At 66.8% G+C, this 11334-nt stretch carries 8 protein-coding genes; all 8 read right to left on the reverse strand.

Annotated features, from left to right (window positions below):
• Window positions 1–17: 17 nt before the first annotated feature.
• Window positions 18–3575 carry a chromosome segregation protein SMC gene (gene smc / locus U0L91_RS08235; protein WP_330045975.1) on the reverse strand — a complete coding sequence of 1186 codons (3558 nt, stop codon included), beginning with the start codon at window positions 3573–3575 and terminating at the stop codon, window positions 18–20.
• Between the two features lie 24 nt (window positions 3576–3599).
• Complete coding sequence (rnc, locus tag U0L91_RS08240) at window positions 3600–4274, reverse strand: ribonuclease III (protein ID WP_330045977.1); 675 nt, start codon at window positions 4272–4274, stop codon at window positions 3600–3602.
• Window positions 4271–5293, reverse strand: a complete 1023-nt coding sequence (gene plsX, locus U0L91_RS08245) for a phosphate acyltransferase PlsX (RefSeq protein ID WP_330045979.1) — start codon at window positions 5291–5293, stop codon at window positions 4271–4273. The genes rnc and plsX overlap by 4 nt, the downstream gene beginning before the upstream one ends.
• 12 nt (window positions 5294–5305) lie before the next feature.
• Window positions 5306–6616, reverse strand: coding sequence for a methylenetetrahydrofolate--tRNA-(uracil(54)-C(5))-methyltransferase (FADH(2)-oxidizing) TrmFO (gene trmFO / locus U0L91_RS08250; RefSeq protein ID WP_330045981.1), 1311 nt, complete (start codon window positions 6614–6616; stop codon window positions 5306–5308).
• Window positions 6616–8889 carry a type I DNA topoisomerase gene (topA, locus tag U0L91_RS08255; protein ID WP_330045982.1) on the reverse strand — a complete coding sequence of 758 codons (2274 nt, stop codon included), beginning with the start codon at window positions 8887–8889 and terminating at the stop codon, window positions 6616–6618. The genes trmFO and topA overlap by 1 nt, the downstream gene beginning before the upstream one ends.
• Before the next feature lie 19 nt (window positions 8890–8908).
• The gene (gene dprA, locus U0L91_RS08260) at window positions 8909–10015 is read right to left on the reverse strand and encodes a DNA-processing protein DprA (protein WP_330045984.1); all 1107 of its coding nucleotides are present in this window, start codon (window positions 10013–10015) and stop codon (window positions 8909–8911) included.
• A 6-nt stretch (window positions 10016–10021) separates the two neighbouring features.
• Entirely contained in the window at window positions 10022–10798 is a 777-nt protein-coding gene (locus tag U0L91_RS08265) for a TrmH family RNA methyltransferase (protein ID WP_330045985.1), read from the reverse strand.
• A 72-nt stretch (window positions 10799–10870) separates the two neighbouring features.
• Window positions 10871–11224, reverse strand: coding sequence for a 50S ribosomal protein L20 (gene rplT, locus U0L91_RS08270; RefSeq protein ID WP_078783376.1), 354 nt, complete (start codon window positions 11222–11224; stop codon window positions 10871–10873).
• Window positions 11225–11334: the final 110 nt, after the last annotated feature.

An 11334-nucleotide genomic window follows, 5' to 3' on the forward strand; every position in this document is an offset into this window, starting at 1 on the left:
TCTCTCCCTTGGTGGGTTCAGCTGATCAGGTCAGCGGTCACGTTCTCGAGGTCCAGGCGCAGGATCTTGGAGACGCCGTCCTCCTGCATCGTCACGCCGTACAGCACGTCGGCGGCCTCCATGGTGCCGCGGCGGTGGGTGATGACGATGAACTGGGTGTGGTCGGTCATGCGGCGCAGATACTGTGCGTAGCGCGTCACGTTGACATCGTCGAGGGCGGCTTCGATCTCGTCAAGGATGCAGAAGGGCGCGGGGTTGACGGCCAGGATGGCAAAGTAGATGCTGATGGCCACCAGCGCCTGCTCGCCGCCCGACAGGGCCGACAGGTTCTTGATGACCTTGCCGGGGGGCGAGACCTGGATTTCGATGCCGGATTCCAGCACGTTGGACTCGTCGGACAGGTAGAGCCGGGCCGTGCCGCCGCCGAACAGTTCGCGGAAGATCTGACCGAAATGGCGGTTGATGTCCCGGAAACTGGCCGAGAACATCTGCTGCATCTCGTCGGAGAGCTCGCGGATCATCCGGGTCAGCTCGGCCTTGGATTTCTCCACGTCGGTGACCTGGGCCTTGAGGAAATCGTAGCGCTGCCGCACTTCCTTGTACTCGTCGATGGCGCCCACGTTGACATTGCCCAGCGCGCGGATCTTGCCGCGGATCTCGGTGACCTGGCGGCGCAGTTCGGTGACCGAGGAGAACTCGACGCAGAGTTTCTGCGCCTCGCTCTCGGCCAGCTGGTATTCCTCCCACAGCTTGGCGGCCGTGGTATTCAGTTCGTTCTCGGCGGCGGTGCGGCGCTCGGCCAGGCGGGCCATCTCGCCGCTCATCCGCTCCCGCTCATCGTTGAGCGCGCGGTTGTCCTGGGCCAGCTTGCTGACCTCGGCCTCCTTGCGGAGCCGGGCCTCGTTGGCCTCGCGGATGCTCTGTTCCGCGGCGGTGATGCGGCCGCGGTTTTCCTCCCGGGTGCGCTCGATCTCGGCGGCGCGCAGGTCGTTGGCCTGCATCTGCGCCCGGGCCGCATCGGCGGCGGCCTGCAGTTCCCGCACCCGGGCTTCCGCCTCGCCGGTACGGCTCTTGAGGGTTTCAAGGGCGGCGGCGTGCAGGCTCATGTCCTTCTCGTCGGTCACCCGCTGCATCCGGTTGTCCGAAAGCCGGGTGGTCAGTTCCTCCCGCCGGCGGGTCAGTTCGCCGGTGGATTCGCCGAGGGTTTCCAGCTCGTGGCGGTAGCCCTCGCACTGCTCCTCGGCCTGGCGGCGGGCGCCCTCGGCCTGGGCAGCCGCTGCCGCGTTGTCCCGCAGGCCGGCTTCCAGCGTTTCGATCTCCTTGCTGCGGCCCGCGGCGGCCGTCCTGGCCTCCTCGAGGGCGCTGTTCAGGCGGTCCAGCTCCATGCCGGCCTTGATCCGGTCGGAGGCCGCGTTCATGCTCTCGCTCTCGGCGCCGGCCAGCTGGGCGGCCAGGTTGTCGGTCTCGGCCTTGCGGGCGGCAACCTCCCGCTCGGCGGCGGCGCGGCGCTCCTCGAGTTTCTTGAGCTTGCCGCGCAGTTCTTCCAGCTCCTGTTTGCGGCTGAACACGCCGACGCTGCGCGCCGTCGAGCCGCCCGTGAAGGAGCCGCCCGCATTGATGACCTGGCCGTCCAGGGTGACAATGCGGTTGCGGTAGCCGAGGTTGCGGGCCACGGCGGAGGCCTCGGTCAGGTCCTCCACCACGATGATGCGGCCCAGCAGGTTTTCCACGATGGCGTGGTACCGCGGATCGGCCTCGACCAGATCGGCGGCGACCTCGGCGGTGCCGGTCAGCCGCCCCTGGAACCGGCTGCCCTGCATGGTATCGAGCGGCAGGAAGGTGGCACGGCCGGCCCGTTCCTCCTTGAGGAAGGTGATGGCGGCGCGGGCACAGCCCTGATCCTCGACAACGATGTTCTGCAGCGCAAAGCCGAGGGCGGTCTCGATGGCGGTCTCGTACCCCTTGCGGACGGTCAGGATGCCGGCCACCGGCCCGATGATGCCGCGCAGCCGGCCGCCGGCGGCGGCCCGCATGACGGCCTTGACGCTCTGCTGGTAGCCGTCCATGTTGCGCTCGAGATCTTCGAGGATGCGGATGCGCTGGGCCGTGTTGGACTTGTCCCGGTCGGCCTGCTGCAGTGCCGCGGCGGCGGCTTCCTGCTGGCGGCGGCGGGATTCCAGCTTGAGTCTGAGGCCGGATTTGATGTTGTCGCAGCGGGTCACGGCCTCCTCGCACTCGGTCAGGCGGGACGCGGCGGCATCCCGCTCCGCGGTGAGTTTGGCCTCGGCGTCCGCGGCGGCGGTCCGCTGGGTCTTGAGGGCGTCCAGCCGGGTGCGGTCCGCCTGGGCCGTGCTGGCCAGGCTGGCCGACCGGACCTGCAGCGCCGTGATGTTCTGCTGCATCCGGGCCAGGGCGGCGCTGACAATCTCGCTGCGTTCGCCGCTCTGCAATGCCTGCTGCTCCAGCGCATTGAGGTCGCTGCGCAGCACGGCGGCCTGGTCATCCAGTTCCCGGATGGCCTGCTCGAGGCGGGCGGTCTCGGCGCGGTGGCTCTCGGCCTCCTCCTCGATGCCCTTGGCGCCCTCGCCGGCCCGTTTGAGCTCGGCTTCGGCGTCGGCGATCTGGCGGGCCGCGTGTTCATTCTCGTTTTTCAGAACGGCCAGGCTGCTCTCGCTGCCGGCGTTCTCCTCGGTGATGCGCCGGATTTCGGCGTTGGCCTCCTCGACGCGCAGCGTCAGGCGGCTGGCCTCGGCGCGCAGGGCCTCGGTGCGCTCGTCGAACTCGTCGAGCTGGCGGGAGATCCGGTTGTAGTCCGCCTCGGCGGCCTCATACTTGCGCTGCTGGTCGCGGACGGTGTCCTGGGCACGGCGGATGGAGTCCACCCAGAGGGTGATTTCCAGGCTTTTGCGGGTGGCCGACAGTTCGAGGAACTGCTGGGCCTTCTCGCTGTCGCGGCGCAGCGGCCCGACCCGCTTTTCCAGTTCGCCGAGGATGTCGCGCAGCCGTTCGAGGTTGCCCTCGGCGGCCGTCAGGCGGCGCTCCGCCTCGTTCTTGCGGTAGCGGTACTTGGCGATGCCGGAGGCTTCCTCAAAGATTTCCCGCCGCTCGGTGGATTTGGCGCCCACGATCTCGGCGACGCGGCCCTGGCTGACGATGGCGTAGCCGTCCCGGCCCAGACCGGTGTCGAGCAGCAGCTCATAGACATCCTTGAGGCGGACGCTCTGGCCGTTGATGGTGTATTCACTTTCGCCGCTGCGGTAGTAGCGGCGGCCGATGGTGACCTCGTCGGCGTCCATCTGCAGGCCGTGGTCGGTGTTGTCGATGGTCAGCGAGACCGAGGCATAACCCATGGCGCCGCGGGTCTGGGTGCCGCCGAAGATGACATCCTCCATCTTGCCGGCGCCGCGCAGCTGTTTGGAGCTGGTTTCGCCCAGGACCCAGCGGATGGCGTCCGAGATATTGCTTTTGCCCGACCCGTTGGGGCCGACCACGCCGGTGATGCCGGCGCCGATGGTGATTTTGGTTTTATCCGGAAAGGACTTGAATCCCTGGATTTCCAGTTCTTTTAAGCGCATAGTTACCTCTTGGTGGGTGCCGCCTTACGCCTGTCCGAGCTTTTGCAGCGCGGCCTTGGCGGCCTGCTGTTCGGCGGCCTTTTTGGAGCGGCCGCTGCCCTGGGCGAGCGGTTTGCCGTCCAGCGAGACCGTGACGCTGAAACATTTCTGATGCGCGGGGCCGGATTCGCCGGTCACGGCATAGCGCAGGCTCTGTTCGGGGTGCTGCTGGATGAGTTCCTGCAACGCGGTCTTGTAGTCCTCCTCGGCGGTCTTGCCCTCGGTGATGAAGGGCAGGATGAAGTTGCGGGCCGCCTCGATGCCGCCGTCCAGGAACAGGGCGGCGATGGTGGCCTCGAAAGCGTCCGAGACCACGCTGGGGCGCTCGCGGCCCCCGCCGAGTTCCTCGCCGTGGCCCAGGCGCAGATAGGCGCCCAGGTCGATCTCCTGCGCAAAGAGGAACAGCGCCTCCTCGCTGACCAGCGAGGCCCGCATCCGGGAGAGCTCGCCCTCGGGGCGGGAGGAGTGGTGGAACAGATAGTTTGCCACGACGACCGAGAGGACGCTGTCGCCCAGGAATTCCAGGCGTTCGTTGTACTTGGTGGGGGTCTTGGCCTCGTTGGCGTAGGAGCTGTGGGTCAGCGCGGTGATGAGCAGCTCACGGTCCTTGAAATGATAGTGCAGCTTGTCTTCGAGTTCTGCGGGATTGCGGCCTGTCATACGCCCTCCTTTTGCTGGCCGAGCCGGGCCAGCGCCGTCTGCATGGTACCGCACAGGTCATTCTGCACGCAGAGCTTTGCCTGGCGGATTGCGTTCTTGATGCCTTTGGCCTTGGAGGAGCCATGGGCCTTGATGACCGGCCGGGCCGTGCCCAGCAGCGGTGCGCCGCCGATCTCCTCGGAGTCCATCCTGTGTTTGAGGTCGCGCAGTCCGCTGTGGACCCCCAGGAAGCACAGCTTGGTGATGAGGTTCTTCAGGAAGATGTCCTTGAGCATCTCGAGCAGCGTGGTGGCCACGCCCTCGGTGAGCTTGAGCACGACGTTGCCCACAAAGCCGTCGCAGACCACGACATCCACCTCGCCGGCCATGATGTCCCGCGGCTCGATGTTGCCCACAAACCGGATGGAGGGGTTGGCGCGCAGCAGGCCGTGGGCTTCGCGGTAGAGCGGGGTGCCCTTGGTCTCCTCGGCGCCGTTGTTGACCAGCGCCACCGCCGGGTCGGGGCGGCCCATGACGCTCTGCATATAGACGCTGCCCATCGTGCCGAAGGCGTTGAGCATCTCGGCACGGCACTCGGCGTTCGCGCCGCAGTCCAGCAGCAGATAGGGCTGCTTTTTGCCGGGCATGCAGGTGGCCAGCGCCGGGCGCTTGACCCCCTTGATGGTCCGCACGATCAGGCTGGCGCCCACATGCAGCGCACCGGTGGAGCCGGCCGACACAAAGGCGTCGGCCTCGCCGTTCTTGAGCATCGTCAGACCCTTGACCAGGCCGGAATCCTTTTTGTGGCGCACCGCCTTGACGGGGTCGTCGTGCATCGTGATCTCCTCGGTGCAGGGGATCAGTTCAAAGGGCGTCAGGTCAATGCCCAGCTCCTGCGCGGCGCTGCGCAGCCGGGCCTCGTCGCCCAGCAGGGCGATCGTCATGCCGTCGCCGAACTCCCGCATGGCATCCGCCGCGCCCTGCAGCGTGGCGTTGGGGGCGTTGTCGCCGCCCATGGCGTCCAGAAGAATTTTGATCATCCTTAGTTATCCTCACTCTGTCTCGGCGGCCCAGCTCTGCATGGCCGCCTGTGCTGTCTGCGAAAGCGCCAGGTACCGTTCCCGTTTGTCCCGGATGGCGTTGATCGCCTCGTCCCGGGGCAGGATGCCCATGTTGGCGCCCATGGGCTGGAAGTCCTTGTTGGGGGTGGTGATGTAGTTCACCAGCGCGCCGCACATCGTGCAGGCCGGGGGCGGCGCCCATGTCCGGCCGTTGAGCCGGGCATACAGGCTGCGCGCCGCCAGCAGTCCGCTGGCCGCGCTCTCCATATAGCCCTCAAAGCCGGTGATCTGACCGGCGAAAAACACGTTGGGATGCTCTTTCAGGCAGAGCTGCGGGGTCAGCACGGCGGGGCTTTCCAGGAAGGTGTTGCGGTGCATGACGCCGTAGCGCACAAACTCGGCGTGTGCAAGCCCCGGAATCATCGAAAAGACCCGCTTCTGCTCGCCCCACCGCAGGTTGGTCTGGAATCCCACCAGATTGTACAGCGTGCGGGCGGTGTTCTCGGCCCGGAGCTGGACGTTCGCCCAGGGGCGATGGCCGGTGCGCGGGTCGCGCAGCCCCACCGGGCGCAGCGGTCCGTAGCGCATCGTGTCCGCCCCGCGGGCCGCCATGACCTCGATGGGCATGCAGCCCTCGTAGACCGTCAGGTTGCCGTCAAAGTCATGCAGGGGCGCCCGCTCGGCATTCAACAATTCGTTATAAAATGCCTCATATTCCATTTTGTTGAATGGACAGTTGAGGTAATCCGCCTCACCGCGGCCGTAGCGGGACGCCGCGAAGATGCGGTCGGTGTCGAGGCTTTCGGCGGTGACGATGGGCGCGACGGCGTCATAGAAGCTGAGCCGGTGGGAGCCGGTCAGCGCGGCGATGGCGTCGGCGAGTCCGCCCTCGGTCAGCGGGCCGGAGGCCACGAGGACCGGGCGGTCCTGGGGCAGCTCGGTGACTTCGCGCCGGATGACCGTGATGCCGGGGTGCTGTTCCACCATCCGGGTGACGGCGGCGGAAAAGACATCCCGGTCCACGGCCAGCGCGCCGCCCGCCGCCACGCGGGCGGTCTCGGCCGCGGTGAGCAGATGGGAGCCCATCTGCCGCATTTCCAGCTTGAGCAGGCCGGAGGCCGAGTCGGGGCGCTCCGCCTTGAGGGAGTTCGAGCAGATCAGCTCGGCAAAGTTTTCGCTTTTGTGCGCGGGGGAAAACCGCACAGGCTTCTGCTCAAAGAGCTCGACCTGCACGCCGTGGTCGGCCAGCCAGAGAGCGGCCTCGCTCCCGGCCAGGCCGGCGCCGATGATTTGGATTGGCATTATTTTTTCTCCACATTGCGGACATACCCGCAGCCCTCGCCGGCGCAGTACAGCTGGCCGCGGCGTTTGAACAAGGTCTTGCCGCAGTTGGGGCAGGTTTCGGTCACGGGTTCGTCCCAGGTCATGAACTTGCAGTCGGGATAGTTGCTGCATCCGTAGTAGATGCGGCCGCGGGCGCTCTTGCGCAGCAGCATATGGCCGCCGCACAGCGGGCAGAGGCCGCCGGTATCCTTGACGATGGGGTGCGCGTTGCGGCATTCCGGGAAGCCCGAACAGGCCACGAACTTGCCGTACCGCCCGCTCTTGATGACCATGGGGCGGCCGCATTTTTCGCAGATCTCGTCGGTGGGGATGTCCTCGACCTTGACGCGCTTGCCCTCCATGTTCTTCTCGGCATTTTCGAGGCTCTTGGCAAAGCCGCGGTAGAATTCATCGACGGTCTGGACCCAGTCGGCCTTGCCGGCCTCGACGACGTCGAGCTTTTTCTCCATCTCGGCGCTGAACGTCGGGTCCACGATGTCGGGGAACTGTTCGAGCATGACCTGGTTGACGGCCTGGCCCAGCGGGGTGGTGCGCAGTTTCTTCTGGTCCTTCTCGACATAGCCGCGGTCCACGATCGTCGTGATGATCGGCGCATAGGTGGACGGACGGCCGATGCCGTTCTCCTCCAGCGCATGGATCAGCGCGGCCTCGGTGTAGTAGGGCGGCGGCTGGGTGAATTTCTGCTCGGCCGACAGTTTGCCCAGCACCAGCGTCTGGCCTTCCTCGAGGGGCGGCAGGGCGGTTTCCTTCTTCTGTTTGTCGTCGGTGGACTCCTCATACAGCGCCGTGAAGCCCTCAAAGGTCACATGGAAGCCCGAGGCGCGGAACAGGTAGTCCCCCGCCCGGACCGTCGCCGAGACGGTGTCCATCACGCAGTCCGCCATCTGAGAAGCCATGAACCGGCTCCAGATCAGGCGGTAGAGCTTGGCCTCGTCGCCGCTGATGCTGCGCTCCGCCTGCTCGGGGGTCAGGTCGGGCATCGAGGGGCGGATCGCTTCGTGGGCATCCTGGGCGGCGGTGGCGGAGCGGGATTTCCAGACCCGCTTTTTGGGGCAGACGTAGGGCGCGCCCCAGTTCTTTTCGATGAAGGTCTTGGCAGCGGCGGCGGCCTCGTCGGCGATGCGCAGGCTGTCGGTACGCATATAGGTGATCAGACCGATCTGGCCGTACCCCGCGACCTCCATGCCTTCGTAGAGGCGCTGGGCCGCGCGCATCGTGCGGGTGGCCGCAAAGCCGAGTGCGCGGCTGGCGTCCTGCTGCAGCGTCGAGGTGATGAAGGGCGGCGGCGGCTGACGGCGGCGCTGGCCCTTGTCCACCTTGGCGACGGTGTAGCTCTTGCCGTCCAGCGCGGCGAGGATGGTGTCCGCCTGCTCCTTGGTCTTGACGGCCAGCTTGGTGCCGTCGGCGGTCGCCGTGAGCCGGGCGCTGAAGGCGGCGCTGCTGTTCTGGGGATGCAGGTTCGCGTCGATGTTCCAGTATTCCTCGGGCCGGAACCGCTCAATCTCGAGTTCGCGGTCGCGGATGATCCGCACCGCGACGCTCTGCACCCGTCCGGCCGACAGACCCTTGCGGACCTTGTGCCACAAAAACGGGCTGAGCTTGTAGCCCACCAGGCGATCCAGCTCGCGCCGGGCCTGCTGGGCATTGAACAGATCCATATCAATGGCACGCGGATGGGCCATGCCCTCCTGGATGCCTTTTTTGGTGATCTCGTCAAAGGTCACCCGGTTGGGGGCCGCGGGGTCCAGGCCCAGCACGTTGGCCAGATGCCAGCTGATGGCCTCGCCCTCGCGGTCGGGGTCGGTCGCCAGGTAGACGGCCTCGGCCTTCTTGGCCTCCGCCTTGAGTTCCTTGACCAGCGCGTTCTTGCCTTTGATCGTGATATATTTCGGGGTGTAGCCGTTTTCGATGTCAATGCCCAGCGACGAGGCGGGCAGGTCGCGGATATGCCCCATACTGGCCGTGACGGTATAGCCCCGGCCCAGGTATTTTCCAATCGTTTTGGCTTTGGCGGGCGATTCCACAATCACCAGTTTGCCGGTTCCCGCCGTGCTCTTCTTTTTGCCGGCGGTCTTTTTGGCCGCAGGCTTGCTGGCCGCAGATTTTTTGGCTGCGGTTTTCTTTGCCGCGGGCTTGTCGGCCGCGGACTTTTTGCCCGAAGTGCGGGGTTTGGGCGCTTCGGGAGCGCGGACGGAAGTCTCCGCCGCGCCGTTCGTGGTTTGCTCTGGCATAAGCTGCTCCATCTTTCGTTTATTCGACCGCCGTATACCGTCCGCCGGGATGGGCAACGGCGGCATCGTTGAGTTCCAGTTCGGTCAGCGCGGCCAGGACGGTCTGCACCGGCAGGGCCGTGGCCGCGGCCAGCTCGCCGGGGGTCAGGGGCTGCGGGCCGAGGCCCGTCAGAACGGTCCGGGCCTCCCGGCTCAGGCCGGAAGGCGGGGTTTCGCGCGGCGCACGGGGCGGCCGGGCGTCGTCGCAGGGCATCCCGAGCCGTGCCAGCACATCGGCGGCGCGGCAGAGGACCCCGGCGCGTCCGGTGCGCAGCAGTTCGTTGGTGCCCGCACTGGACGGACTGTAGATGCTGCCCGGCACGGCCAGCACCGGCCGGCCGTACTGCTCGGCATGGCCGACCGTGTTGAGGGTGCCGCTGCGCATCCGGGCTTCCGCCACGCAGAGCACCTCGCTGAGTCCGGCAATGAGCCGGTTGCGCGCCAGGAAGGTGCCGGTCATCCGGCCCGGATAGTCCGGCGGGTACTCGCTGAGGACTGCGCCGCCCAGGCGTTCCATCTCGCTGCGCAGCTCCCGGTTGACGGCCGGGTAGGTGTGGTTGATCGCGGTGCCGAGGAAGGCCACCGTGCAGGCGCCCTCCCGGACGGCGGCGCGGTGTCCCTCCCCGTCCAGACCGTCGGCCAGACCGCTGACAATGACGATGCCCTGGCGGGCCAGCTCGGCCGAGAGGTCCCGGCAGGCATGGCTGCCGTAGGCCGTGGGGCGCCGGGTGCCCACCATGCCGACATAGCGCCGGCCGTTGAGGCAGGCGGTATTGCCCGTCGCGTAGAGGATCAGCGGCAGGTCCGGCAGGTCCAGCAGGCGGCGGGGATAGTCGGGGCTGTCCGGCGTGAGGATGGCAATGCCCGACGATGCGCAGTATTGGACGCGCCCGGCCAGATATTCCGGGCGGACGGCGTGCAGCGTCTGGGCGGCACGCGGCGTGATGCCGCGGGGCACCGCGCCCCCCGCCGCGAGGTACTCATAGAGCCGGCGGGGGTCCGGCCACTGCGCGAGCAGCCGGCCGGTGCCGCGGCATCCGGGGCCGAGGCCTTCGGCCAGCCACAGCCAGTAATAGATCCTGTCCATACCTTATTATACACCTCTGAAGTGCCAAAGCAAGACACTGCCCGCCACACCGGCGTTCAGGCTTTCCACCAGGTCGGTCATGGGGATGCGCACGGCCCGGTCGCAGGCCGCCACCGTCGGATCGGTGAGGCCGCGGCCCTCGCTGCCGATGACCACGCACAGCCCGCCGGGATAGGCCCGGGGCGCGGTGTCGAGGGGTTCGGAATGGTAGAGTGCGGCGGCCAGGCATACGACGCCCCGGCTGCGCAGCGCGGTGAGCGCCGCAGGCAGGTCCCGCACGGCGGCGAAGGGCAGGCGCCCGGCCGCGCCCATCGAGGCGCGCAGCGTCTTGGGGGCGAAGGGGGCCGCACAGCCCGGGCCGAGCAGCACCGCGTCGAACCCGAAGGCGGCGGCGCTGCGCAGCAGCGTGCCGACGTTGCCGGGGTCCTGCACGCCCTCGAGGGCCAGGACCCGCCGGGCGGTGCCGAGCAGCGCGTCGGCGTCGGTGACGGGCTGCACAAAGATGCCGAAGACATCCTGGCTGCTGCGGGTGCCGGCCAGCTTTTCGGCCACATGGGGCGCGACCTCGACGGTGCGGTCGGCAAAGCGGGACAGCGCCGGCGTGCGGGCCAGCGCCGCGGCCGTGGCGTAGAGGGTGCGCAGCTCACAGCCCCGGGCCAGTTCCAGGCAGAGCTTGGGGCCTTCGGCAAAGAACAGCCCGTCGGCCGCGCGGAGTTTTTCCTCCTCGCGCAGGCGGCAGGCATATTTGATTTTGGCGTTTTCGCGGCTTGTGATCGCTTCCATGGTCCCTCCAACGTCCCTGCAAACAAAAATGACGCACGCGCAGGGGGCGCGTACGTCTTGGTTGGATTGTTCTTACAGCGCCTTCTTGGCAGTCTCGACCAGCGCGTTGAAGCTGGCGGGATCGTGAATGGCCATCTCGCTGAGCATCTTGCGGTTCAGCTCGACGCCGGCCTTCTTCAGGCCGTTCATGAAGGTGGAGTAGTTCATGCCCTGGGCACGAACGGCGTTGTTGATGCGGGTGATCCACAGGTTGCGGAACTGGCGCTTCTTCTGCTTACGGCCGACGAAAGCGTAGTTGCCGCTCTTCATAACGGCCTGCTTGGCCATGCGGAAGTGCTTGGACTTAGCACCGTAGTAACCCTTTGCGAGCTTGAGAGTCTTAGCACGACGCTTGTGCGTCATGGTAGCGCCTTTAATACGAGCCATGTTTTATATCTCCTTTGTCTGTAACTGGTAGTAACTGACCTTTAAATGTCTTAGTGATTAGCCACCGTAGGGCATCATTTTCTTAACAGCAGCCTCGTTGGTCTTGTCGA

The sequence above is a fragment of the Gemmiger sp. genome (assembly GCF_036306485.1).
In the GTDB taxonomy this organism is placed as follows: domain Bacteria; phylum Bacillota; class Clostridia; order Oscillospirales; family Ruminococcaceae; genus Gemmiger.

Excerpts from the sequence above, each read along its gene's own strand:
- smc (WP_330045975.1), bottom strand. The coding sequence starts at position 3,575 with ATGCGCTTAAAAGAACTGGAAATCCAGGGATTCAAGTCCTTTCCGGAT.
- rnc (WP_330045977.1), bottom strand. The coding sequence starts at position 4,274 with ATGACAGGCCGCAATCCCGCAGAACTCGAAGACAAGCTGCACTATCAT.
- plsX (WP_330045979.1), bottom strand. The coding sequence starts at position 5,293 with ATGATCAAAATTCTTCTGGACGCCATGGGCGGCGACAACGCCCCCAAC.
- trmFO (WP_330045981.1), bottom strand. The coding sequence starts at position 6,616 with ATGCCAATCCAAATCATCGGCGCCGGCCTGGCCGGGAGCGAGGCCGCT.
- topA (WP_330045982.1), bottom strand. The coding sequence starts at position 8,889 with ATGCCAGAGCAAACCACGAACGGCGCGGCGGAGACTTCCGTCCGCGCT.
- dprA (WP_330045984.1), bottom strand. The coding sequence starts at position 10,015 with ATGGACAGGATCTATTACTGGCTGTGGCTGGCCGAAGGCCTCGGCCCC.
- U0L91_RS08265 (WP_330045985.1), bottom strand. The coding sequence starts at position 10,798 with ATGGAAGCGATCACAAGCCGCGAAAACGCCAAAATCAAATATGCCTGC.
- rplT (WP_078783376.1), bottom strand. The coding sequence starts at position 11,224 with ATGGCTCGTATTAAAGGCGCTACCATGACGCACAAGCGTCGTGCTAAG.